The 26,152-nt window shown below is 47.7% G+C and carries 22 protein-coding genes; 13 read left to right on the forward strand and 9 right to left on the reverse strand.

The features are described 5' to 3' along the window. The first annotated feature begins 22 nt into the window (after positions 1–22). Positions 23–3,574: a CRTAC1 family protein gene (locus B156_RS0106305; protein WP_018618814.1), complete on the forward strand. Its 3,552-nt coding sequence runs from the start codon at positions 23–25 to the stop codon at positions 3,572–3,574. Positions 3,575–3,576: 2 nt separating this feature from the next. On the opposite strand, the gene B156_RS0106310 is transcribed toward B156_RS0106305, so the two are convergent. The 4 genes from B156_RS0106310 to B156_RS0106325 all read right to left on the reverse strand — a co-directional run bounded on the left by B156_RS0106310 (position 3,577) and on the right by B156_RS0106325 (position 8,906). Next, entirely contained in the window at positions 3,577–4,479 is a 903-nt protein-coding gene (locus tag B156_RS0106310; RefSeq protein ID WP_018618815.1) for a DUF4249 domain-containing protein, read from the reverse strand. Between the two features lie 9 nt (positions 4,480–4,488). Continuing rightward, entirely contained in the window at positions 4,489–6,966 is a 2,478-nt protein-coding gene (locus B156_RS0106315; protein WP_018618816.1) for a TonB-dependent receptor, read from the reverse strand. Positions 6,967–7,134: 168 nt separating this feature from the next. Next, a complete protein-coding gene (locus B156_RS0106320) occupies positions 7,135–8,010 on the reverse strand; it encodes a PPK2 family polyphosphate kinase (protein ID WP_018618817.1) in 876 nt (291 codons plus the stop codon). A 14-nt stretch (positions 8,011–8,024) separates the two neighbouring features. After that, entirely contained in the window at positions 8,025–8,906 is an 882-nt protein-coding gene (locus tag B156_RS0106325) for a PPK2 family polyphosphate kinase (RefSeq protein WP_018618818.1), read from the reverse strand. Between the two features lie 117 nt (positions 8,907–9,023). On the opposite strand from B156_RS0106325, the gene msrA reads away from it, so the two are divergent. Both msrA and B156_RS0106340 read left to right on the forward strand, forming a co-directional pair. Continuing rightward, positions 9,024–9,590 carry a peptide-methionine (S)-S-oxide reductase MsrA gene (msrA, locus tag B156_RS0106330; RefSeq protein WP_018618819.1) on the forward strand — a complete coding sequence of 189 codons (567 nt, stop codon included), beginning with the start codon at positions 9,024–9,026 and terminating at the stop codon, positions 9,588–9,590. Between the two features lie 286 nt (positions 9,591–9,876). Next, positions 9,877–10,416: a hypothetical protein gene (locus B156_RS0106340; RefSeq protein WP_018618821.1), complete on the forward strand. Its 540-nt coding sequence runs from the start codon at positions 9,877–9,879 to the stop codon at positions 10,414–10,416. Positions 10,417–10,486: 70 nt separating this feature from the next. Here the strand turns inward: B156_RS0106340 and B156_RS0106345 are convergent, their stop codons facing one another. The 4 genes from B156_RS0106345 to B156_RS0106365 all read right to left on the reverse strand — a co-directional run bounded on the left by B156_RS0106345 (position 10,487) and on the right by B156_RS0106365 (position 15,679). After that, positions 10,487–12,631 carry a prolyl oligopeptidase family serine peptidase gene (locus tag B156_RS0106345; RefSeq protein WP_018618822.1) on the reverse strand — a complete coding sequence of 715 codons (2,145 nt, stop codon included), beginning with the start codon at positions 12,629–12,631 and terminating at the stop codon, positions 10,487–10,489. 542 nt (positions 12,632–13,173) lie between these two features. After that, positions 13,174–13,701, reverse strand: coding sequence for a 3'-5' exonuclease (locus tag B156_RS0106355; protein ID WP_018618823.1), 528 nt, complete (start codon positions 13,699–13,701; stop codon positions 13,174–13,176). A gap of 71 nt (positions 13,702–13,772) precedes the next feature. Then, positions 13,773–15,290, reverse strand: a complete 1,518-nt coding sequence (locus tag B156_RS0106360; RefSeq protein ID WP_018618824.1) for a S41 family peptidase — start codon at positions 15,288–15,290, stop codon at positions 13,773–13,775. A 179-nt stretch (positions 15,291–15,469) separates the two neighbouring features. Continuing rightward, positions 15,470–15,679 carry a hypothetical protein gene (locus B156_RS0106365; protein WP_018618825.1) on the reverse strand — a complete coding sequence of 70 codons (210 nt, stop codon included), beginning with the start codon at positions 15,677–15,679 and terminating at the stop codon, positions 15,470–15,472. Between the two features lie 214 nt (positions 15,680–15,893). Here B156_RS0106365 and B156_RS0106370 point away from each other — a divergent pair, with 214 nt between their 5' ends. From B156_RS0106370 to B156_RS0106415, 10 genes are all read left to right on the forward strand, one after another. After that, entirely contained in the window at positions 15,894–16,427 is a 534-nt protein-coding gene (locus B156_RS0106370; protein ID WP_018618826.1) for a YceD family protein, read from the forward strand. Positions 16,428–16,545: 118 nt separating this feature from the next. After that, positions 16,546–16,740, forward strand: coding sequence for a 50S ribosomal protein L32 (gene rpmF, locus B156_RS0106375; protein ID WP_018618827.1), 195 nt, complete (start codon positions 16,546–16,548; stop codon positions 16,738–16,740). 146 nt (positions 16,741–16,886) lie between these two features. Continuing rightward, positions 16,887–17,828, forward strand: coding sequence for a phosphate acyltransferase PlsX (plsX, locus tag B156_RS0106380; RefSeq protein WP_018618828.1), 942 nt, complete (start codon positions 16,887–16,889; stop codon positions 17,826–17,828). A 69-nt stretch (positions 17,829–17,897) separates the two neighbouring features. Further along, positions 17,898–18,881 carry a beta-ketoacyl-ACP synthase III gene (locus tag B156_RS0106385; protein WP_018618829.1) on the forward strand — a complete coding sequence of 328 codons (984 nt, stop codon included), beginning with the start codon at positions 17,898–17,900 and terminating at the stop codon, positions 18,879–18,881. A gap of 82 nt (positions 18,882–18,963) precedes the next feature. Further along, positions 18,964–19,527: an elongation factor P gene (gene efp, locus B156_RS0106390; RefSeq protein WP_018618830.1), complete on the forward strand. Its 564-nt coding sequence runs from the start codon at positions 18,964–18,966 to the stop codon at positions 19,525–19,527. 108 nt (positions 19,528–19,635) lie between these two features. Then, positions 19,636–20,115, forward strand: coding sequence for an acetyl-CoA carboxylase biotin carboxyl carrier protein (gene accB, locus B156_RS0106395; protein ID WP_018618831.1), 480 nt, complete (start codon positions 19,636–19,638; stop codon positions 20,113–20,115). Positions 20,116–20,201: 86 nt separating this feature from the next. Then, positions 20,202–21,545 carry an acetyl-CoA carboxylase biotin carboxylase subunit gene (accC, locus tag B156_RS0106400; RefSeq protein WP_018618832.1) on the forward strand — a complete coding sequence of 448 codons (1,344 nt, stop codon included), beginning with the start codon at positions 20,202–20,204 and terminating at the stop codon, positions 21,543–21,545. 94 nt (positions 21,546–21,639) lie between these two features. Beyond that, positions 21,640–23,286 (forward strand): sodium/sugar symporter, encoded by a 1,647-nt coding sequence (locus B156_RS0106405; protein ID WP_018618833.1) that lies wholly within the window; start codon positions 21,640–21,642, stop codon positions 23,284–23,286. A 90-nt stretch (positions 23,287–23,376) separates the two neighbouring features. Continuing rightward, a complete protein-coding gene (locus B156_RS0106410; protein WP_018618834.1) occupies positions 23,377–24,231 on the forward strand; it encodes an inositol oxygenase family protein in 855 nt (284 codons plus the stop codon). 84 nt (positions 24,232–24,315) lie between these two features. Beyond that, entirely contained in the window at positions 24,316–25,704 is a 1,389-nt protein-coding gene (locus tag B156_RS0106415; protein WP_018618835.1) for a high affinity choline transporter 1, read from the forward strand. On the opposite strand, the gene B156_RS0106420 is transcribed toward B156_RS0106415, so the two are convergent. Beyond that, complete coding sequence (locus tag B156_RS0106420) at positions 25,673–26,119, reverse strand: DinB family protein (RefSeq protein WP_018618836.1); 447 nt, start codon at positions 26,117–26,119, stop codon at positions 25,673–25,675. The genes B156_RS0106415 and B156_RS0106420 overlap by 32 nt on opposite strands. Positions 26,120–26,152: the final 33 nt, after the last annotated feature.

Here is a 26,152-nt window from a genome sequence, read left to right on the forward strand (position 1 = left end):
GTAACGTGTACGTTCATTCTCTATGAAACTGTCTTTCCAAAACGGTGCGTGGCTGTGGCCTGTTGCGTTCTTGATCATACTGACTTCCTGCCGGGAGAAAACCCTGTTCGACCGGCTCGATTCCTCCGATACGGGTATCACTTTTGCTAATACCATCACCGATACCGACACACTCAACATCCTCAACTATCAGTACATCTACAACGGGGGTGGGGTTGGCATTGGTGATTTCAACGGCGACCAGAAACCCGATGTCTTTTTTACGGGCAATCAGGTTCCGAATCGGCTGTATATCAACGATACAGAGACTGGTAATAGAGACCTTCACTTCAACGACATCACCCAATCGGCCGGTGTTGGCGGGGGTGGGCGGTGGTGTTCCGGCGTGTCGGTCGTTGATATCAATGCCGACGGGAAGCAGGATATTTATGTATCGACAACCCTCAAAAAGAGCGCGGCTCAACGGGCCAATCTGTTATACGTCAATCAGGGAAACGGGGCTGATGGTCAACCGACGTTCCGCGAGATGGCTACCGACTACGGGATTGCTGACACAACCTACGCAACGCATTCCGCCTTTTTCGATTACGATAATGACGGCGATTTAGACCTTTTCGTACTGGTTGACCAAATTGATGACCCCAAAAATCCAACCAATCTACGCGCCCGGGTAAATGACGGTACTTCTCCCAATACTGACCGCCTTTACCGCAATGATTTCGACGCCAAACGAGGTCACGCCTACTTCACCGATGTAACGAAACAGGCGGGTACGCTGGCTGAAGGTTTTGGCCTGGGAGTAAATATCTGCGACATTAACCGTGATGGCTGGAAAGACATTTACGTGACCAATGATTTCGCCACGAGTGATGTACTCTACATCAATAATCATGACGGGACTTTTACCAATCACGCCCACGATGCGTTCAAGCACACCAGTTCATCGGCAATGGGCAATGATGTTGGTGATATCAATGGCGATGGTCTGGCCGATATTATCGCCATGGACATGCTGCCCGAAGATAATCTGCGGAAGAAGAGCCTGATGGGGCCAAGCAGCTATTTTGCCTACCAGGAATGGGATCGCCTGGGTTATGAACATCAGTACGCCCGCAATACCCTGCAACTAAACCAGGGAGTACACCCCATGGATACATCCCGTGTTGGTATGCCGATTTTCAGCGAAATTAGTATGCTGGCCGGGGTAGCAGAAACGGAGTGGAGCTGGTCTCCCCTGTTGGCGGATTTCGATCAGGATGGTTACCGTGATTTATTAGTGACCAATGGTTTTCCCCGCGATATTACTGACCGGGATTTCACGACCTATTACAGTTCCGTAAACACCTACCTGACGGATGCGCTTCGTAAAGAGTTGACCACCAAAATGCCGCAGGTCAAAGTAAGTAACTATGCTTACCGTAATAAAGGCAACGCCACTTTCGAGAACGCGACGGACCGCTGGGGGATGAGCGAGCCAAGTTTCTCTAACGGCGCTGCTTACGCCGATTTTGACGGGGATGGTGATCTGGATTACGTAGTCAATAATATCAATGACGAAGCCTTCGTCTACCGCAATAACCTAACCGACCTGAAATCGGAAACGGCCCATTCGCTACGGGTCAAGTTTGAGGGGGACGGCGCAAACTCGATGGGGCTGGGCGCAACTATTGAGTACGAGCTACCCGATGGCCGAAAGGAGTTTTACGAGCATACGCCCTACCGGGGCTTCCTCTCCAGTGTTGACCCAATCGCTCACTTCGGTCTTGGCAAATTCACTATGATTAAAAACCTGAAAATAACCTGGCCCGGTGGTCGGGTGCAGCTTCTGCCAACCGTTAATGCCGACCAAACCATTACTGTTAATGCAAAGAATGCCCGACCAGCTGTCGCGACTCCAGGTACGATAGCCTCTAATTCATTGTTTCAGGACGTAACCGCTGAGCTTGGCATCACGTATAAGCATGAAGAAACAGACATTATTGATTTTAATCTGCAAAAAACACTGTTACACAAACTAACAGAATATGGCCCGGCGCTGGCCGTGGGCGATGTCAATGGCGACGGGCTGACGGATATGGTTATTGGCGGTAGCTCGAAGTTTTCAACGGATATTCTATTGCAACAACCCTCCGGAAAATTCGTCGTAAAGGCAATGCCGACCAAATTCTCGGAAGATGCGGGTTTGCTGTTATTCGATGCCGACGCCGACGGTGACCTGGATTTGTATGCAACTAGTGGTAGCCCTGAGTTCAGCCAGACTGAGTTGACCGAAGCCCTTCGTCATCGCCTTTATGTGAATGATGGAAGAGGCAATTTCACGTTAGCAACCAATGCGCTGCCGAACTTTAGCCTGAATGGGTCGTGTGTGAAAGCGGCTGACTTTGATGGCGATGGCGACCTCGATTTATTTGTTGGAGGTCGGGTAGAACCGTACAAATATCCAATGGGTGTACCCAGTTACCTACTCCGAAATGACAGTAAAAAAGGGGAGCCACGTTTTAGCGATGTTACAGCGCAGATGGCACCCGTTCTGGTCAAAGGTGGACTTACCTGCGATGCCCTCTGGACGGACTTCGACAAGGATGGCGACGCTGATTTATTACTGGCCAGTGAGTGGGCACCGCTCATGATGCTGCGAAATGACAAAGGCCATTTGCAACCCGTAGAAAACAACGGGTTATCCGACAAAGCTGGATTCTGGAACTCCATCACACCCGGCGATTTCGATAATGATGGCGATATCGACTACCTGGCCGGTAACATTGGTCAGAACAACCTCCTCCGCGCCAGTACCGAGCGGCCCGTTCGCATTTACGCCGGCGACTTCGACAATAATGGCTTCTACGATGCATTCCCGTCTGTTTACTTCAAAAATGCCAAAGGGCAGTACGAGGAATATCCTTATTTCGGCTGGGATGACATGGTAAAGCAGATGATTGGCATTAAAAAACGCTACCTAGAATACGCCCCATTTGGTCAGGCGACCATGAGCCAGATTCTGACGGAGGAAGAACGGAAGCAGGCCCTGAAACTCTCGGCGAATTACCTGTCTAGCAGCTATATTGAAAATAAAGGGAATGGTCAATTCGAGGTAAAACCATTGCCGGTATTGGCCCAAACCGCGCCAATATTCGGGATGCTGGCGCAGGATATAGACGGCGATGGCAACCTGGATGCCGTGCTGGTAGGTAACGAACACGGTAGTGACATGGTAGGCGGCCGCATGGATGCCTTTGATGGGTTGGTATTGACGGGCGACGGGAAAGGCAATTTCACCCCATTAACCATTAGTCAGAGCGGTTTCTACGTTCCGGGAAATGCCAAAGCGCTAGTTAGCTGGCCCGATGTAAAAGGTAACTTAAAAATGGCCGTTACGCAAAACCGGGGGCCATTACGCGTGTTTGCTGTCCGCCAACCGCAAACTTTCACTCCTGTTACCCCTAAAACGACGGTCGTTACTGTTCGTCTGAAAAATGGCCGTACCCGGCGACAGGAAATCCCTTTTGGCACGTCGTTTTATAGCCAGTCGGCACGGGGTGTCTGGTTGTTACCCGGAGAGTCAATTTTGAAATAGATTTAGTCGGCCCGGACCCGGATATTGGCATCTGATACGCTGGCCGTTCGGCTGCTCACCGCGGAGGTGATGAAAAAGCCCGTTGCTGGTCGGCCGGTGGGGTTAATGTTGATAACATTGGTCGGCACGTTGGCAGGTGGGGTAGCAAACAGCCCCCCGTTTGTTACCTGTGTTCGGACCACCTGCCAGAACAGAAAAGCTTCGGCCGTCAGGGAGTGTACTTCTACCTTTACGATATCTTTCAGCGCATACAAGCTATCCGGGTTAATAGACCGACGGATAGGCACGATGAATGTCAGGCCATCGGCAACCGACGAATTCCCCCCAAATACGCCATCCTGCGACGTGACAATATTATTCGGTTTGTTCTGCAACGTTCCATTGCGAAAAAACCGAATCCGGTAATAGTCTACCTGCCTGGGTATGTCGACCGCATAAAACTCGGCCCGGTAGCCCTGTGTCGTAGATAATGGATTGAGTGCCCGTTTTACAAAAATGAGTGAATCGATAGGCGGTACCGGGTTTATTTTTGAGGTAGCCCGGAACGTATCTCCGTTGTGCAGAATCGTTAGCTGATACGTCCGGCCAATGTGCCCCAGCGTATCTTTCCCAGTCGGTTTCCAAACATAGTAGCCCGTATTCGTAGAATCGGCAAATCGATACATTTTTCCGGCATTGTCGGTAACGGTAACGGTGGCACCGGTAACGGCTGGTGGTGTGTTGCTATCGAAATAGCCCGCTGTGTTAGTGAGTCGTATCGTTTGCGGTCCGGGCTGGGTAGTAAGTAAGGCATCCACGGAAAGCTGGGTAGGGCCGGTGTCGAGTTTGGCATCAATAACGGTTGTGCAGCCATTTAGCCCAACAAATCCCCCAAGAATGCACAGTAAAAAGATGTGACGTTTCATGGCGTACGATTAAAATTTAAAGTTGTAAGTAACCGACGGAATAATTGTAGCAAAAACAGAGTACTTGATAGCTTCCGTTATGCGCGAACTGCCGGCATCACCTACGTTGTCTGTGTTGGGTTGAAAATAGACTGAAAAGGCGTTTTTTCGGGCATATACGTTATAGACAGAAAATACCCAATTATCGTCTTTACGCTTCCCCTGTCGTTTCCGACCCTGTAGCGTAGCCGCTAAATCGAGTCGGTGATAGGCAGGAATACGGTAATTGTTGCGTGTATTACCAAAGGTTTGCGGCACCACAATTCCATCGTATTCAAACCGGTTTGTGGGAAAAGTAGCCGGTGTACCGGTGGCAAGGGTGAACGTAGCCGAAAAATTCCAGCGTTTTGCCTCTCCGGCGCTACGGCTAGGTGGGTCAATTAACAGTACGGACGTTAGGACGTGCCGCTTGTCAAACCGGGTAGGATACCAGCTTCCGTTGTTGATGCCTACCACCTGCCGTTCTGTTTTTGCCAGTGTGTAGCTAACCCAACCGTTTACAACGCCGGTATTTCGTTTTACATAAAACTCGGCTCCGTAAGCCCGGCCTTTTCCCGGCAGCAAATCGCCTTCCAGGTATTTGTTTAGAATCAGGCGTGCCCCGTCGATGTAGTCAATCTGATTCTGTAGCCACTTGTAATAGACCTCCACTGATGCTTCAAATTCACTGCCGGTTCCGGTAGAACGACCAAAGTTTTTAAAATAGCCACCGGCAATCTGGTCAGCAAGCTGCGGTTTGATGTTGTTCGTTGATGGGGTCCAGATATCCAGGGGCGTTGAAGCCGACGTATTGGAAATTAAATGAATGTACTGCGCAAGCCGGTTATAACTGGCTTTAAATGAACTGGTATTGTTCAGTTCATATTTGGCCGAAAAACGGGGTTCCCAATTACCATAGGTGGTGATAATCTGGTTGCGTTTGTATGTGCTGGTCGATGTTATTGCCCGTGATTGCCCCACAGGGCCATCGGTTGCAAATGTGTAGGCTTCTCCGGGACCGATGTAATTGAACAGGGAGTAGCGCAGTCCATACTGTACTTGCAGCCCGGGCGTTAACTGTTGTTCATTTCCTACATAAAGAGCATTTTCGAGCGAATACTTGTTTTCCAGCCCGAACGTACGAACGCTTCCCGAGCTAGCCGCCGTAGCCGTGCCGGGCTGGAAATTATGGAAAATCGCCTGACCACCGAAGGTAATAGTGCTTTTGCCCAGGAAGAGCGAAAAATCCGGTTTCAAGCTATAATCAACAATCCGGGAGTCGGTACGAAAATAGTCATTCGGCGTCTTCTGTTTCAGGTCAGTGTTGAGCGAGTAATCGTAGTTGCTGTAGTAAGCCGTTGTATTCAGAAATAGTCTGTTACTGAATACGTGGTTCCAGCGGGTTGAAACGGTGGTGCTACCCCAGTTAAACCCAAAATCAGCTCCGAACACATCGCGCCCCAGGTAGCCGGATATAAACACCGTATTTTTATCGTTGATTCGATAGTTTGCTTTAGCCGTTAAATCGTAGAAATAGAATTTTGAGCCTTTAAGGTCATTTTTAAGAAAAGGCTGGGCCAGAATATCCGCGTACGAGCGACGGGCGGCAACAATGAATGAGCCCTTACCCTTAAACAGGGGCCGCTCATACGATAGTCGACTAAAAATAAGTCCGATGCCCCCGTTTAGTTCGGGCTTTTTGGCATTGCCCTCTTTCAATCGAACGTCTAAAATAGAGGCAATCCGTCCGCCGTAGTTAGCCGGTATGCCGCCCTTAATCAGTTTTACGTCCTTAACGGCATCGGGGTTGAATACGGAAAAGAACCCAAACAGGTGCGATGAATTATAAACCGGTGCTTCATCCAGCAGCACCAGATTTTGGTCGATACTACCACCCCGAACGTTAAATCCCGTAGCCCCTTCACCCACGGTCGAAACGCCGGGCAAAAGCTGAATGCTTCTGATTACATCTACCTCACCCAGCAGGGCCGGAATTCGTTTCAACGTTTTCACATCGATCTGGTTGACGCTCATCTCGATATTTTTGACGTTATCGTCTTCCCTTTTGGTCGATACAATTACTTCCTGGAGCTGCTCACCTTCCTGTTTCAAATCCAGATCAAGGTGCACGTTTTCTCCGTTCAACTCAACGGATTTCGTTCGTCTGGCATAACCCACATAGCTAATAACCAGATTATAGCTGCCGGCAGGCAGTGTAACGGCGTAAAACCCGTAGCTATTAGTCACGGCACCAGTACCCGTTTCTTTGACGTAGACCGAAACACCAATCAAGCCCTCACCATTGGCGGCATCTTTGATATAGCCACTAATAGTAAGGGCAGCTACACGCTGGCTGGCATTAATTACCTTTTCAGAAACGTTGTTCTGGAGTCCCTGGGCCCAGCTATCGGCGGGGCGTATTACAACAATAAAAAGGCAGTAAAGCCCAAAGAGTATACTATGCTTCATTACGTATCAGGCACGTCAGTTAACAGACGGTCATGCAGGTTGTTCTACCGATAACGTAAAAGTAAGCCGATGCGGTTTTAGCTTATACCAAATTTAGATAAACCAACTATTTATAAGGCTGGATGGTACGTGAGGTTGGATAAAACCAATAACGGTTCGCTTAGGTACTCAGGCTTTATCTTGTTCTTCAATCTGTTTAATCAACGCGGAAGCCTTTCTGGCATTAGCCTGAGGAAAGCGGGTTGGCAGGGACTCCAGCAACTCAACAATAATATGACTGATCATAATTTGCTGGTTCAGCCGGTCGTCGCTTGGAATAACGTACCAGGGATTATTTTTGGTGGCCGTTGCATTGATGGTATCCTCATAAGCCTGCATGTAAGCAGGCCAGAACGCACGTTCTTCAAGATCGCTTTCCGAAAACTTCCACCGCTTTTCCGGGTCCTGCAAGCGGGCAATCAACCGCTTGCCCTGTTCTTCCTTTGAAACGTGCAGGTAGAATTTCAGCGTCGGGAAACCATTCCGAAATAAATAATCTTCAAAATGCACTATATCGCCAAAACGCTGCTTCCAGAGAACATCATCATTTTCAGGCAGCAGGTGAGCCGGAATATGCCCTTCGCGCAGCCGTTCAGGATGAACACGCATAGCCAGCACTTCTTCATAATACGAACGATTAAATACACCTATGTAACCCCTTTCGGGCAGTTCCTGCCAGAAACGCCACAAAAAATCATGATTGATACTTTCTTTTTCGGGCTTTTTGAACGGCTGAATCATAAACCGCGACGGGTTTACGCCCCGTAATACCCGGCGGATGCTACTGTCTTTGCCAGCGGCATCCATAGCCTGAAGTACAACGAGCAATCCAAACTGCTCGTCGGCATGCATTCTGTTCTGGGCCTGATCCATGCGCTCGGCCAGGTCTGCTAACTGCTTATTGCGGTCGGCTTCGCTGGTGTATAACGGCTCACTTTTTGTGGATGTATCGTCAATCGAAAATCGCTTCCGGCCATTGTAGCGGTACTGGTTGGCTTTAAACATGGAACCTTTAAGGTTTACTGCGCCCTGATAATAGGAGTGAGTTTCTGTAGTGCTACAAAACGATCCACATCTGGTTTTTCTTTCGAAATAGGTAGTTTTTTCAGCACGTCTACCAATATCTTACCCACCAATAGACGCATATTTTTCTTATCGTCAGCCGGAATTACATACCAGGGAGCGTGCTCAGTAGCGGTTTCGTTGATAGCATCTTCATACGCTTTCTGATAGTCATCCCAGAACTCGCGTTCTTTCACGTCACCCTCCTCAAATTTCCAGTTTTTGTCAGCTTCTTCGATTCGATCAATCAGCCGATCTGCCTGTTCTTCTTTGGATACGTGCAGATAAAATTTCACTACAGGAAAGCCATTTCGGTGCAGAAACTTTTCCATGTCCCGAATGGCCTCATAACGGTCTTTGAAGAGCTGATCCAAATCGTCGGTGACATTTTCGGGCAGCCGCTGACTTTCGGTCAGAATTTCGGGGTGAACTTTAGTGACGATTACCTCCTCATAATACGAACGGTTAAAGATACCAATGGTCCCCCGCTCGGGTAGTTCGCGCCAGCCCCGCCAAAGCCAGTCGTGCCGAAGTTCCTGGTCAGTAGGGCGTTTGAATGAGTATCCCTGTACACCTACTGGGTTCGTACCTGTAAATACATGCTGGATAGTGCTGTCTTTTCCAGCCGCGTCCATAGCCTGAAATATTACCAACAGACCGTAGCGGTTGTGAGCATACATCTTTTCCTGTAGATTGTCAATTTCGGCAGCATGATCGCTTAGCAGCTCCGAATACTCGTCTTTATCCTTATAGAAATCATCGACCTTGGTAGGCTGTTTTTTGAGTTTAACCTTATTATCACCGTCGTAACGGAATTGCTTTGTATCGAAGTCTTTCATAGTATAATGACGCAAACTTTACGCGGATTAGTAATGTTCCTGCAGTGATAGTTTATAACCACAAACACAACGAATGGTTGCCAATACCTGCGGCAACTCATTATTGTTTCAACAACTATGATAACAAATCAATCAGCCAATACGGCCAAAGCAACCTTAGGTACGGGTTGTTTCTGGTGCACGGAAGCGGTTTACCAATCGCTCGATGGGGTAATTTCAGTTGTATCGGGTTACGAAGGCGGTCATAAAGCAAATCCAACCTATGGCGAAGTATGCACGGGTAATACCGGTCACGCCGAGTGTGTGGAAATTACGTATGATCCTACCAAAATAACGTACCAGGATTTACTCGAAGCCTTTTTCCGGAGTCATGACCCAACCACGCTGAATCGTCAGGGAAACGATGTCGGTACGCAGTATAGGTCCGTCATTTTTTATCACAACGACGAACAGAAACAACTCGCCGAAACGGCCATAAAAGAACTGGATAAGTCCGGGGCTTATAACGACCCCATTGTAACGGAAGTTACCCCTGCCGAAACATTCTTTGAAGCTGAAGCCTACCACCAAAACTACTTTATCAATAATCCGAATCAAGGCTATTGCGCCTTTGTCGTTGCCCCCAAAGTAGACAAGTTCAGGAAGGTATTCAAAGACAAACTGAAGCCGGAACTAGCTCACTAACATCAACATCCTGTATAATCTGGTCACAAAAAAATCCCCGAGTCTGGGGATTTTTTTGTGACCAGGGGCCAGCCAGAATAATATATTCCACGGGAATAATATATTAATAACGATGAGTTTGTTAGCACTAAATTTCTGCAGGCGCGTCAGTCGTATAAGTCGGCTTGTTATGTTTGTCCCGCAATCCATAAGTTGACCGATTAATAAGACATAATGGTGAAGGTTTGCTACGCCCATTGTTTCATATTTACTTTGTTTCAAATTCAAACGCAAATCTGTATATCAAATGAAAAAAATCAACTTCTCTGTCTTGCTGGTACTTGGTCTGTTAGCCAGCACCCAATCGTTTGCCCAATATGTTCCGGATAAAGGCACTAAACTGCTTAACGCTGGGGTTGGTATTGGTGGCTATGGTATTGGATTGGGATACAATTCTGGCGTGGCGCTGGGAGCTTCTCTGGAATTTGGCATCATGAAGAACCTCACAGTGGGTGGGTTTGTCGACTATCGCCGACTGAGTTACAGTGGCATCACAGGCATCAGTGGTGATGGTATATCTTATTTCTACGTTGGTGCACGTGGATCCTATCACTTTAACGAACTGTTAAATCTCTCAACAGATAAGGCGGACTTGTATGTTGGTCTTGGTCTAGGCTATCTGGGTGTTTCTGGTAGTTATTATACGGGGTACTCGGGTGGTGCAGGGGGCATCATTTTACCACTTCATCTGGGAGGACGTTACTTCTTTAACGAAACGGTAGGGGGTTTTGCCGAATTAGGCTCCGGTGTTGCTCCCCTGAAGCTGGGGGTTACCTTCAAACTGTAGTAATCAATACATTTCTCAATAAAAAAGGCCAATCCTGAATCAGGGCTGGCCTTTTTGTTGAGAAATGAGTTTATTTACTTGCCACTTCCTTCAGGCTTTTTACGCCCATATTCCAGAGAATAAAGGAATAGATATCAGCCGCCGTTTCGATGTTTTTCTTTGTGTTACTCGCTCCGTGCCCTGAGTTCGTATCTATCCGAATCAGGACGGGGTTGCCTCCTTTATACACCTCCTGCAACGTGGCCGCGTATTTGAACGAGTGTGCGGGCACAACCCTATCATCATGGTCGGCAGTAGTGATAAGTGTGGCTGGGTAATTCAATCCGGGCTTGATGTTCTGAATTGGCGAATAGGCGTAGATGGTCTTGAACTCCTCCGGATTATCGCTGCTACCGTAATCGGCGATCCAGTTCCAGCCAATTGTGAATTTGTGAAAGCGCAGCATATCCATAACACCCACCTGCGGAATAGCTACCCGAAACAGGTCGGGCCGCTGATTCATCACCGCACCTACCAGTAATCCACCATTTGAGCCGCCCTGTATCGCCAGTTTGGGCGTACTCGTATAGTTCTGCGCGATCAGGTACTCGGCAGCAGCAATGAAATCATCGAACACGTTCTGCTTTTTAAGTTTCATCCCCTGTTCATGCCATTTTTCGCCGTACTCGCTACCACCCCGCAAATTGGCCTGTGCATATACGCCCCCCTGCTCCAGAAAAGGAATCCTGAAGGGGCTAAACGCGGGTGGCAAACTGATGTTGAAGCCTCCGTATCCGTAAAGCAGCGTGGGATTTGTTCCATCCAGTTTCAATCCTTTCCGGTATGTCAGGAACATAGGGACTTTTGTACCGTCTTTGCTGGTGTAGAAAACCTGCTTCGTTTCGTACTCATCCGGCTTAAAATCTACTTCAGGAGCACGAAAGACGCTGCTCTTTCCGCTGGCAATGTCGTAGCGGTAAATGGTAGGCGGAAACGTGAATGAGGTGAATGTGTAAAATACAAACTTATCGTCTTTTTCGCCACCAAACCCACCGGCAGATCCTATTGCTGGCAGTTGAACCTCACTTTCTTTTTTTCCCTGGTAATCGAACACCTCTATTTTTGAGGTGACATCTTTCGAGTACTCAACAAATAGTCTTTTGCCAGCGGCACTAACGCTGCTCTCTGCAATGGGTTCGGGTTTTTCGGGAATAAGTGTTGAGACTGTTCCCTTCTTCGTATCGTAAGCAATTACTTTGCTGTTGGGTGCCTTTTCGTTGGTTAGAATGAGCAATCGTGCACCGTCGTTGTCCACTACGTTATAGCTAAAATCTGTCACCTCAGCCACAATGGGCTTAAACGGAGTATTAGCCGACGCCGATTGAGTATCCATGAAAAAGAGGGCATTTCCGTCTTTTCCCTGCCCCCGGTCGCTCACCGTTAGTAACACAAATCGCTCATCATCGGTCGTACCAACCGTGTTGAATCGTTGCGGGTGTTTGGCATCTTCAAATACCAGTCGGTCGGCCGATTGGGGGGTGTTGAGCTGGTGGTAATACACCTGGTGGTTTTCGTTCTTGGCTGCGAGTGCGCTTCCTTCGGGTTTGGGATAACGACTATAGTAAAACCCATTCCCCTGCCATGCAGCACCCGATACTTTTACCCATTCAATCCTTTCGGGAAGGTAGTTTTTTGTTGCCAAATCCATTATCTGGTACTCCTGCCAGTCGGAACCACCCTTCGACAAACCAACCACGGCGTACTTGCCATCTTTTGAGAGGGAGAAAGCCCCCAGACGGGTGGTGCCGTCCGTCGATAATTTATTCGGGTCAATGACTACTTCGGGCTTTGCGTCAAGGCCTTTTTGCCGGTACAACACCGCCTGATTCTGGAGGCCATCGTTTTTCGAGTAATAATACCAGTCCCCCCTCCGGCTCGGTGCCGAGTATTTGGGGTAATTGTATACCTGCTCCAGCCGGTCCTGCATCTGCTTCCGGTACGGAATCTGTGCCAGATACTCGAACGTAACGTTGTTTTCGGCTTTAACCCAGTCGGCCGTTTCTGCCGAACGGTCATCTTCGAGCCAGCGATAGGGATCTGCGACCTGCGTACCGTGATAAGTATCAACCTGGTCTGTTTTACGCGCATTGGGATAGGAAAGAGGCTGGGTATTCTGACCCACAGCCACCGTTGTACTGACCATAAAAATCAATTGAAATGACGAAAAATAACGCATAGTTTATCAATGAGTATACGTGAACTGTATTTCTGTTACGAATTACGCTCCAAAGCCGCAAAAACCCAATTCCAGGGCATAACTAGCTGGAGATGACAGGTATGAAAGCGTGCTTGTAGCCGATGCACCTGGATGTTCACTAAATAGATGGCTCATTTACAACAACTTCCTATAGCGCTATGCCAATGCCCCGGCTTTGTTGTCTATGTCTGTATCTACTCTTCCAGAGCATTATATCTCCAGTTGGGTGGGCACAGCCAGGCATGGCACCTTGGTTTCGGATAGACCACTTCGGCGTTAGCAACGGGTTGACCCAGGGTCAGGGTTCGGTCTATTACATGTTAAAGGATAGTTGCGGCTTCTTGCGGTTTGGGTGTTGGCAACATAGAATCCCAGGTAGGCTTTTGAATAACCGAATCTCGTGGCACAGTAAACTGAAACAGGGTATTCAGACGGTCATTGAAATTACAGTCACTGAGCTTAGCAGGTCAATGCTAACTAAAGTGCCAACCAATCTTCCTCAGTCAAGTCAGGGAGGATGATTAGTGCGCGTTTACCAGTGGAATCAATCCCTGAGAATCGTGCCGAAGCAACATCTCAAACAAAAGCACGGTAGCCGCAGCATCGCCCTGAGCACGGTGCCGTCCGTTGAGCGGGATACCCAGCGAATAGCAAAGCTTTCCCAAACTGTAGGACGGATGTCCCGGAATAAGTTTCCGACTCGTTCGGACGGTGCAGAGGGTACGCCGAAAAAAATCGTGTCCCAGCCAGTTCAGTTCCTTCTGGATGAAAGCAAAGTCGAAACTAACGTTATGTGCCACAAAAACGGCCCCTTCCGTAATAGAAAGAACATCGGCAGCTACTTCGGCAAAAGTGGGTGCGCTCTGCACCATTTCATCGGAAATACCCGTGAGGTGGCGAATAAAGGGGGGAATAGGGCAACAGGGATTTAACAGCGAATGAAAGGAGTCGACAACCTGTTTTCCATCATGGCGGAAGATAGCGATTTCTGTAAGGCGGCCGGGACCTTTCACATTCCCGGTTGTTTCAACATCAACGATACAATACACAACTGGTGATTTAGCAGTACCCTATAAACATTTCTTGAGGGGTAATGAGTTCGATATAATAAGAGGTAAACTTATTCCTGGATTCTGTTTAAAGATATAGAAACGTGTACTACGGGGGTGTGAACTGACTGTCGGACCACGATGCCCTCACGAATCAGGCGAAGTGCATACGCCAATACATAGTCTCGATTAGTCATCAGGTCGTCGTAACTGCGGGTGATGGCGAAATCCGGCTCAACGGTAAATCCATTGGCCCGATCGGCCACGACGGCATGGGTCATCTTTTTCAGTGGAATTCGAACCTGAAGTTTAGAGTATGGCAGGGTTACCGTTTTGAAATGGCCCGCAAAATCGCCCCAATATGCGCTGCCACTGGCCTCACCAATGAATGTACCCATCCCTGCATCCAGCGTTTTAGCTAATACCGTTGTTGTTGCTGAAAAGGAGGCACCATTCATCAGGAAATACAGATTTCCCGTAAATGCGTTTTTGTGGCGCGGGTGAAAACGCTTGTGCGACAATCGACTGGAAAACCCACCAGTCTTGTCGGCTTTGTATTGCAGACTGAAATTCAGTGCCGACAGGGGATTCCACCGGTTTACTAATTCGGCGCGGGCACCCCTTTTCATGGCTTCCTGCTCCATAAGCCTAAACGGCTTAGGCATCCAGTAACGGAGTAACCGGCCAGAGTTGAGCACTACTCCTCCCCCATTTCCCTGCATATCGACAATGAGGTTTTGTACATTTTGATGGTGTATCTGTTTGAAAGCGCGTTTCAGGTGCCGGTTAAATGCCCACTGAAAGGGGTCTTTCTTTTTTAATCCCATGAATGACGATACCCGTAACACAGCCGTACGGGTCAGTGTATCAACCGTGCTGACCGATAAGTTTGCCGGCTGATTCAGTTCGGTACCATACCGCTTTCGAATAGTCTGCCTGAAAACACTGAGCGTTGGGCAGGGCAGGTAGGCTTCTCGAACCAGCGTATCACCAGATAGCCGATAGGTAATCGTAACCATGTTGGATGAGCCGTACCAGGCCGCGTAGTAATCAGCGAACTGCACCAGGCTCCACTGTCGGCGACCGGTGAGATTATCGCCATCAGAGCCAGAGTGATCGATACGCATCAACTCACGATGTAAATCACCAACGGTACGGTTATTAATAGTCAGCAACTCTGTACCCCTTACCAGACTCGTATCGGCCGAGACATTATGACTGATAAAGTATTGGTCATCCACTGGCCGGATATAAAAGGGAAGGAAGTGCGTCTGCCTCCCAATGTAACTTTTCCGATGATTGAGGTTTGTGTGGCCGTCTTTTACAGCAGCCACCAAGGGGCTGATATGGCGGAAGAACGTGAGATAGTTCATCGGCCCGGTCAGGCCGTTATATAACGAGTCGTAGAGTTGCTCCATCCGCGCCTGGGGGGTATAATAACCCATTCCTGGGTGCAGTAGGTCAAGTTTTCGCTTCAGGAAAGTGAGGTCAGTACGAGTCTGTGCATCGGTTAATACCTGAGCAGAAGCCGTCAGGCATATAATTCCCGTTAGCAGACCCGTTAAGAATAGGTTTCGGCCAGTCTTCATCGATACAAGTTACGGTAGTGGTCCACTTTTTTGGATGGGACACTTTTTGTACGGTGAATATAAAATCTGGCGTAACTATAGTCAAGTTAAATTGTTCAAATATGAAATAAAATTTTGAATAAGGCACAAAAGTCAGCCTATTGGCGCACCAAAAGGCAATTATGCATCATCAGTCTCTACTAGCGATCCTTACGATGAGGAATTATAGTCCAGTGTTTAATACCCGGCCAATGCTCCGCTACAATAGCAGTCGCTACATCTTCCAGGTTTTCTTCATTCGTAACGAAAAATAGACTTTCTACGTCTTGCTCATTTTGTGTACTACGTACCTCAAAATATTCATTGTGGTGCTCAATAGCGTGTTTTTCGACAAGTTGGTACTGGGCCATAATTTTAGCGATAGATGAGTAGGAATAACTCTTTTCAGCACAGTTGGTTTAGTTTGCCTTGTTGATAGAAGGTTGAGAGGCTAAGGGATCACCTCCCGGTGTGTCACTGATATAGCGCATAAACTGTAAAAGCTAAAAACCTTTTTTACTTCACTTTCCTGATTGACAAACATTTCGTACCTTTGCGGTCTTAATTTTTGACAGCAGACAAGAGGTGACTCCCTTACGCGCATACGACATCCATATTGCTGGATTAGACACTAAACAATACGAGTACGACTTTACGTCGGACAACTCGTTTTTTGCGTCGCTGGATCAGGAACTGATTGAAAAAGGCAACGTTCAAACGCATCTGATTCTGGATAAGTCGGAAACAATGATTCGGCTGGATTTTCACATTACGGGTTTCGTTGAACAGACTTGTGACCGATGCCTTGATGCCTATGAGGAGCCAGTTGATACCAGACAGACGATGTTGTTGAAATTTGGCGACCATAATGAAGAGTTGAGTGATGAAATTGAACTCATTGAGCGGAACACAACGACCATTAATGTAGCCCGTTATATTTTTGAGTTCATCAGTTTGTCTTTACCCATGAAACGGCTTCATCCCCGTTTCCGGGACGAAGAAGAGGGCGACGACGAGAATGGTAAGATAATTTACCGGTCCGACCCGGATGAAAACGAAGATGATACGTCGGGTGTTGATCCCCGGTGGGCCGCTTTGAGAAAATTGAGTGATAATTAGGACAATTAATTAGTTCGTGCCGGGCACCGGTGCGATTTGACGCTTGTAGTGGCTGCTACGGCTTCTACAGTGAACTATAAACCGCGCCGGCGAACCGGCTTAAACTACAAATTGAACAATGGCACATCCAAAACGACGCCACTCCAGCACCCGGCGCGATAAGCGCAGAACTCATTACAAAGCGACACCGGTAGCACTATCTACGGATGCTCAGACGGGTGAAGTACATCAGCGCCACCACGCCCATGTTTTTGAAGGAAATCTGTTTTACAAAGGGCAGATGATTGTCGAGAATTACGCCAAAACGGCCTAAATTTGATTGCTTTTTGAAAAGTATTTCGTTGACGTCTCTCCCAAGATGAACGCGAAATACTTTTTTATTGCCTGTCACCTCCCTATTTTTACGCATATTTAGTATACCATTCAACCTACCTGGGAGGTATTGAACAAACCGAGTCGATGAAAATTGCAGTGGATGCAATGGGTGGTGATTTTGCCCCCGAAGCAATTGTAGAAGGAGTACTGCTGGCCGCTGCTGAATTGCCGGAACACGTGACCATTGTACTTATCGGCAAACAGTCTTCTGTAGCACCCCTGCTTCAAAACCGCAATACTGAATCAGTTGCCCGTATTGAACTGGTTGACGCCGACGATGTGATTGAAATGAGTGAACATCCTACTAGGGCGCTCTCTCAGAAGCCCAATTCCAGCATCGGAGTTGGGTTTAGGCTTTTGAAGGATAAGCAGGTTGATGCCTTTTGTAGTGCCGGAAATACAGGGGCCATGCACGTTGGTGCTCTGTTCAGCGTCAAAGCAATCGAAGGTATTCTGCGCCCTTGCATTGCAGGCTTTGTCCCTCAGATTACGGGCGGTTATGCTATTATGCTGGATATTGGGGCCAACGCCGACTGTAAACCGGAAGTACTTGAGCAATTTGGCCACATAGGGTCAATTTATGCTAAAAATGTATTCGGTATCAGCCGGCCCCGGGTAGCTCTGATGAACATTGGGTCCGAAGAACAGAAAGGCTCCCTCATCGCGCAGGCAACTCATCAGTTACTAAAAGATAATCAACATATTAACTTCGTTGGCAACATAGAAGGCGGAGACTTCTTCGATGGAAAGGCCGACGTTATTGTAACGGATGGATTTACGGGCAACGTTCTGTTTAAACTGGGAGAATCCTTTTACCAGGTAGCTAACAGGCGCGGTATACAGGATGAGTTCCTAGCTAAGACTAACTACGAATCGGTCGGTGGCAGTCCGATTCTGGGTGTCAATGGTAACGTGATTATTGCTCACGGCATTTCCTCCCCGCTGGCTATAAAAAATATGATTGGCCTGGCCATCCGGCAGGTGGAGTCCGATTCATATGTCAAAATTGCCCAGGCATTGAGTTAATTTATGCTTTACGGTTAATGGCAGATTATTGACCCATACTTCATTAAGCGTAACTTTGTACCCCAACTTATGAGTAAAGCTGCCATAACAGGAATTCACGGCTACGTTCCCGACTACATACTGACCAATGCAGAGTTGGAACGTATGGTGGATACAAATGACGAATGGATTACGAGTCGCACCGGTATTAAAGAACGGCATATCCTGAAGGGCGAAGGTATGGGCTCCTCGCACATGGGGTCAAAAGCAGTGGCAGGCTTGCTCGAAAAGATGAACATTAAGCCTGAAGAGGTTGATTTGCTCATTTGTGCCACAACAACTCCCGATTACGTTTTTCCCTGTACCGCTAATCTCATTTGCGATATGGTGGGTATTCGGAATATTGGAAGCTTCGACATTCAGGCGGCCTGTTCCGGTTTTTTGTACGCCCTTACCATCGGAACGCAGTTTATTGAAACAGGAAAATGTAAGAAAGTAATTGTTGTAGGTGCCGATAAAATGTCGGCCATTACTGATTACACAGACCGTACTACCTGCGTTTTATTCGGCGATGGGGCCGGAGCCGTAATGCTCGAACCGAATGATGAGGGCGTAGGTGTTCTCGACTCCATTATTAAATCGGATGGCAGTGGCCAAAATCACCTGTTGCAGAAAGCGGGGGGTAGCCGCTATCCGCCTTCGCACGAAACAGTAGAGAAACGCTGGCATTACGTTTATCAGGATGGACCGTCCGTATTCAAATTCGCGGTTAAAAACATGGCTGATGTATCCGCAGAAATCATGGAACGTAATCATCTGTCAGGCCCCGATGTAGCCTGGTTAGTGCCTCATCAGGCTAACAAACGCATCATCGACGCTACCGCACATCGGATGGGTATCGAATCGGACCGGGTAATGCTTAATATTCACAAGTATGGCAACACTACAGCGGCAACTATTCCTTTGTGTCTGTTTGATTACGAGTCGCAGTTGAAAAAAGGAGACAACCTGATTATGGCTGCTTTTGGGGGTGGCTTCACCTGGGGAGCTGCTTATATAAAGTGGGCCTATTAGAACTTTATGTATGGTATATACTATAGGAGAAAACACTTTCCCTTGACGTACACCATCCATCTTACATCATACATCTTTAACAATGGCAACAACTGCAGATATTCGAAATGGATTGGTCCTGGATTATAACAACGACCTTTTCCAAATCACAGAATTCCAACACGTTAAGCCCGGTAAAGGGGCTGCTTTCGTACGAACAAAGTTAAAAAGCCTCACGACAGGTCGTGTCATTGACAACACCTTCAATTCGGGTGCTACAATTTTTCCGGTCCGTGTTGAACGTCGAAAATTCCAATACCTTTACAAAGACGAAGCCGGGTTTAACTTCATGGATCAGGAAACGTTTGATCAGATCAATCTGGATGAAAAAATCATTGACGGCGCAGATCTGATGAAGGAAGGTCAGGAGGTTGAGATTCTTATCAACGCTGAAAGTGATACGCCCCTTTCCTGCGAATTACCCCCGTTTGTTGAACTGGAGGTAACCTATGCAGAGCCGGGCATTAAAGGTGATACAGCTAACAGCCCCAAAAAGCGGGTTGAGGTGGAGTCGGGTGCCAAGATTATGGTTCCGCTTTTTATTGAGTCAGGAGAAAAAATTAAGGTTGACACCCGCACACGCGATTACGTAGAACGAGTGAAATAAGTCTTTGAATGATCTATTATAAATGATGAATGATGGATTAATAGCCACTTCGGTTATAATTGGTGTGTTTTCAAGAATACATCATTCATCATTTATGGTACAAGCACTATGAGTACACAAGATATACAGCAACTTATTGATTTCATCTCGCAATCAGGCCTAGATGAGGTCAACATCGAGACAACCGACCTAAAAATCAGCGTTAAGCGGTACGGTCAAATTCCTCCACCGGCTCCCGTTGCCATAGTTGCACCAGCAGCCCCTGCCTTGCAGCCGCACGTGCCGATACCGGTCCCGGCGGCTTCGACGCAGGTAGCTCCTTCAACACCACAGGTTGATACATCGAACTACATTACGATCAAGTCACCGATGATTGGTACGTTCTATCGGTCAGTCAACCCTGAGTCACCAATGTTTGTAGAAGTTGGTGACAGTATTAGTGAGGGCAAAGTGGTGTGCATCATTGAAGCCATGAAATTGTTCAATGAAATCGAATCTGAGGTTTCGGGACGTATTGTGAAAATACTTGTCGAAAATGCAACGCCCGTCGAATACGACCAGCCGTTGTTTTTGGTAGAACCTATTTAACTGAAAGAATGAAAGAGCGAAAGAGCGAAAGGGTGTCTATACCATTTTTCGCTCTTTCGCTCTTTCATTCTTTCGCTCTTTAGATCATGTTTAAAAAAATTCTTATCGCCAATCGGGGCGAAATCGCGTTACGTATTATCCGTACCTGTCGCGAGATGGGTATCAAAACGGTTGCTGTTTACTCGACAGCTGACCGCGATAGCTTGCACGTGCGTTTCGCTGATGAAGCCGTCTGCATTGGACCTCCTGCAAGTCGCTTATCGTACCTGAGTATTCCCAATATCATTTCAGCGGCCGAAGTAACCGGAGCCGATGCTATTCATCCTGGCTACGGTTTCCTGTCGGAGAACGCTGAGTTTTCCCAGATATGTGCTGACTACGGCATCAAATTTATTGGAGCAACTGCCGAGCAAATCAACGGTATGGGCGACAAGGCTACGGCTAAAGCGACCATGAAACTGGCGGGGGTGCCGGTTATTCCTGGCTCAGAAGGCCTGCTGGAGTCCGTTGAGCAGGGCCAGAAATTATCCGCCGGTATGGGTTATCCGGTCATTGTGAAGGCAACTGCCGGTGGCGGTGGTCGCGGAATGCGGATTGTTAGGTCGGAAGGAGAATTTGAGAAAGCCTGGAACGATGCCCGTACCGAAGCCGGAGCGGCTTTCGGCAACGATGGTCTGTACCTTGAGAAATACGTTGAAGAGCCGCGCCATATCGAAATTCAGATTATTGGTGATCAGTTTGGTAAAGTATGCCATTTGTCGGAACGGGACTGTTCCATTCAGCGTAGGCATCAGAAATTGATTGAAGAGACGCCATCGCCCATCGTATCTGATGAACTTCGGCAGCGAATGGGCGAAGCTGCCATCAAAGGCGCACAGGCCATCGGCTACGAGGGGGCGGGAACCGTTGAGTTCCTGGTGGATAAGCATGGAGATTTTTACTTCATGGAGATGAATACCCGGATTCAGGTAGAGCACCCGATTACGGAGGAAGTAACTGACTTTGATTTAATAAAAGAGCAAATTAAAGTGGCAGCGGGGTCTGAAATTTCAGGGCGCAATTACACCCCGAAACTCTTTGCCATGGAGTGTCGCATCAATGCCGAAGACCCGGCTAATGGGTTTCGGCCATCACCGGGAAAAATTACGAACCTGCATTTCCCGGGCGGTCATGGTATTCGGATTGATAGCCACGTGTATAGCGGCTATACCATTCCGCCAAACTATGACTCGATGATTGCCAAACTGATTGTATCAGGTCAATCACGGGAAGAAGTGATTACACGAATGAAAAGGGCTTTGCAGGAGTTCGTTATTGAGGGTATAAAAACGACAATTCCGTTTCATATCCGGTTGATGGACGATGCTAAGTTCCGGTCCGGGCAGTTTACAACCTCCTTTCTGGAAACATTCGATTTCAGTAAGCTATAGGTTGTTAAAGACTTTGGTTCGTGGTACCTCATTAGAAAATACGAGGTGATCTGCTTTACTGGCAGGCATCTCGTATTTTCTTTATTCCCACTACATGAATCACCTCGCTACCGCCGATTACCTCGTATTTTTCGTTTACTTCATCATTGTTGTTGGTTACGGTTACTGGATCTACCAGCGAAAACGCTCATCCCAAATGAGCACGACCGACTTTTTTCTAGCTGAAGGGTCGCTAACCTGGTGGGCAATTGGTGCGTCCCTTATTGCGTCTAATATTTCGGCAGAGCATTTTATTGGCATGGCCGGTTCGGGGTTTGCCATGGGGTTGGCCATATCTTCTTACGAATGGTTCGCTGCGGCTACGCTCATTATTGTAGCGGTATTTTTTATTCCCATTTACCTTCGCAACCATATTTATACCATGCCCCAGTTTCTGGCGCAACGGTATAGTGATACGGTTAGTACGATTTTAGCCATATTCTGGCTGGTAGTTTATGTGCTGGTTAACCTCAGCTCCATTTTATACTTGGGCGCTATTGCCATTGAGTCACTGGTTGGCATTTCGTTTACTGCCTGCACAATTGGACTGGCGATATTTGCTATTTTTATTACGCTCGGTGGCATGAAAGTTATTGGCTATACCGATGTAATTCAGGTAGTTGTGCTAATATTTGGTGGACTGGTTGTTACCTATCTGGCATTGCAACTGGTAGCACAGGATACCAGCGGTTCAGCCACAGCCAGCGTTTGGGATGGGTTACTCTCGCTCAGACAGAAGGCTGACAGCCATTTTCATATGTTTTTCCCGAAAGGTAATCCAAACTATGAGGTGCTTCCGGGAATGGCACTGGTAACAGGCGGCATGTGGTTAAATAACCTATACTATTGGGGGTGCAACCAATACATTGTGCAACGGGCGCTGGGAGCCGATCTGAAAACGGCTCGTACCGGCATCCTGTTTGCGGCCTTTCTGAAATTACTGATTCCCCTCATTGTGGTTATTCCAGGCATTGCCGCTTACGTATTGTACCAGAGCGGACCTTTCCGCGAAGCTATGACTGACGCTTCGGGCGTGGTTAAGCCCGATCAGGCCTATCCGGTATTGATGAATCTGTTGCCAGTAGGGATGAAAGGACTTGCCTTTGCAGCCCTGACAGCGGCAATTGTTGCTTCCCTGGCTAGTAAATGCAATTCAATTTCAACCATTTTCACCCTTGACCTCTACAAGAAGTACGTGGACAAAAATGCGTCGGACCGAAAGTTGGTTAAGGTGGGTCGTTGGGCTGTTGTGGTTTCTTTCCTGATAGCTATTGCCATAGCTCCTATGTTACGGTCACTCGACCAGGTGTATCAATACATTCAGGAGTACACTAACTTTGTTACGCCTGGCATCTTTGCCATATTTCTGCTTGGGTTCTTCTGGAAACGGGCCACCAATCGGGCCGCCCTAACCGTGGCTATTTTAACGCTTCCCCTGTCCACATTGCTCAAATTCTGGCCAGAAGTAACGGACCTGTTTGGCGTTCAGTCCGATTCCATTCCTTTTCTGCATCGTACTACCTGGGTATTTTGCATCGACATCCTACTAATGGTGGTTATCTCACTGACTGATCCGGCCGGTTATGCTAATAACAAAGAAATCATTGTTGATAAGCAGATGTTCCGGGTAACCCCTTCGTTTGTGATTGGCTCGGTTAGTATTTTCGGTATTTTGGCCGTGTTATACACGGTATTCTGGTAGTTCAAAGCGTAATTTTTCTCCGCCAGAATACGTTACTCTACTGATTAACAGGAAAAAAGTCTAGATTTGTCTTCTAATTTTTTAGCCGTCATGATTAGCGAAACAGCCCCCCTTACCAGTCTGGATCAATGGGAAGACGACATACTGAGTCGTTATCCTGAACCCGAGCATAAGTCGAAAGAAGATTACCGGAATTATGATACCCCGGAACGCGATACGGTCCGGGAATTTTACCGGCTCAACCATACCTACCAGACGTATGATTTTGTGCGCGAAAAAGAACGGGAGTTTCTGGCCTTCAGTAAAAAGGAACTACCTGTATGGGGGGCAATGGAATTTCTGAACACCCTTGTTGATGATTCAGACCCGGATACAGACCTAGACCAGCTTCAACATCTTCTCCAGACCGCCGAAGCCATCCGTGCCGACGGGCACCCTGATTGGTTTGTACTGACCGGATTTCTTCACGATATGGGCAAAGTATTGTGTCTTTTTGGTGAACCGCAGTGGGCCGTTGTGGGCGATACCTTCCCGGTTGGCTGCCAGCATTCGGACAAAATTGTTTACTCCGAGTTTTTCGCCAATAACCCCGACAGTCAGGATGAGCGGTACAATACCAAATATGGTGTATATACCCCTAACTGCGGCTTACGCAACGTACATATGTCGTGGGGCCACGACGAATATTTGTATCAGATCATGAAGGATTACATGCCCGAACCGGCTCTTTACATGATGCGTTATCACTCGTTTTATTCGCAACACCGCGAGGAGGCTTACAATCACCTGATGGATGAGCACGACCACGAGATGTTTAAATGGGTAAACAAGTTTAATCCCTATGACTTGTACTCAAAAAGCCCAAAACCACCCGTAGTAAGTGAGTTAAGGCCTTATTATGAGGAGTTGATTGCTAAATATTTACCGGCTACGCTGAAACTGTAACAAGTCGACGCGCCATCAATCATACGAATTCCGGCAGGGAGCGAATTAATTCGCTCCCTGCCGGAATTTTTTGGCTATGCCATTATGCTCCTTTTCTTCATTTCACTTTATCTGCTCTCCAACGTCGCTGTTGGCGTCTGGGCAGCCCGGCGCGTAACGACTTCGCAGGATTTTGTGCTGGCGGGTCGGCGGTTGCCCTTATTGCTGGCGGCTTCTGTAACCTTCGCTACCTGGTTTGGGTCAGAAACCATCCTGGGTGCTCCGGCTATGTTCGTGGATGGGGGGTTTCTGGCGGTTATCGAAGAGCCTTTTGGGTCCGCTTTATGCCTGTTCCTGGTCGGCGCTTTTTTCGCCCGTCCCCTGTACCGACTCAATATCATTACCTTCTGTGATTATTTCCGTATCCGGTACGGACGCTCGGCGGAGTTACTCTCCGCACTGATGGTTATACCTTCTTATTTTAGCTGGATTGCGGCCCAACTAGTAGCCATCGGTATTATACTAAGTGTGGTAACAGACATTCCCCGAGCCTATTGCATTATTGGCAGCGCAGGCGTTGTTATGGTTTACACTTTACTAGGGGGTATGTGGTCCATTTCCATCACTGATTTCTTTCATAACCTAATTATCATTCTAGCGCTGGCCGTCTTGGGCGTACTTTTATGGAATGAATTAGGTGGTTGGGAAGCAATTGACAGGCAGACCCCACCGGGTTTTTTTCGTTTTCTGCCGAAATCGACGGGAAAAGCCTGGCTGGCTTATGGTGCCGCCTGGATTACGATTGGATTGGGATCTATTCCGCAGCAGGATGTTTTTCAGCGCGTAATGGCTGCTAAAACTGAAAACACAGCTGTTCGGGCTTCATTCCTGGCATCGGCCCTATACGTCACGATTGCGATGTTGCCTCTATTCATTGCTCTCAGTGCAAAACTACTTCACCCGGATTTACCAAAAGATAATCAGCTCATTATTCCGAATATGGTAATGCGACATGGTAACCTTCCTTTACAGGTGTTATTTTTTGGTGCGGTAACATCGGCTATTCTGAGCGTATCGAGTGGGGCAATTCTAGCCCCGGCAACTGTCTTTGGGGAGAACGTGATGAAATTTTTTCGGCCAGGTATTACCGATAAAACATTGCTAAAATCAATTCGCTGGGCAGTAGTTATCATCACCCTCATTTGTGTTTTGATGAGCACCACCCGAGACACGAATATCTTTGATCTGGTTGGTGAATCATCGGCCTTTAGTCTGGTTTCTTTATTTATTCCCTTAACAGCTGGCATTTACTGGAAACGAGCTAACCTGACAGGATGCCTTTTTTCTATGGTCGTTGGGTTCACCGTATGGCTATTTTGCTTATGGCGACAAACCGAAATTTCGCCGATGCTTTGGGGATTGCTGGCAAGTGTGATTGGAATGGTAGTAGGGAGTCTGATTATCAGGCGTCCAGCAACCGCCGGTGATAATTGATCTGGCCCAGATGATACATTAGGTGCGAGGACAAATGCATTAGAAAGTATTCCGTCGTCATTGGTTTACCAAATACCTGTTGTGGGTATTCAGCCTCCAGTTGTTTGCTAGTCAGATTTTCTAACGCACGCTCAACAACGGTAATTGTTTCGTCTATTTTAGCTGACAATTCACTGCGAGGAACATTTTTTAGCGAGAACTCCAGGTCACGATGGCGTACGTAGCCCGTTTTCCCAAGTTCAGCTCCGACAAACGCATTCAGGTTACCTACCAGATGCAGACATAGATTTCCGGCTGAATTGCTGATGCCTCTTTCGGTATACCAAATCACTTTTTCATCCTGATACAATTCCACCTCCCGCTTAAGTTGTTCGAGGTCACGACGGAAGAGGGATTTTAGTGTTTGGGTAAGCATAGGTAGTGAATATTTTCGGAGCAGCCTGGTATC

This window comes from Spirosoma luteum DSM 19990, from assembly GCF_000374065.1.
Taxonomy (GTDB): Bacteria; Bacteroidota; Bacteroidia; order Cytophagales; family Spirosomataceae; genus Spirosoma; species Spirosoma luteum.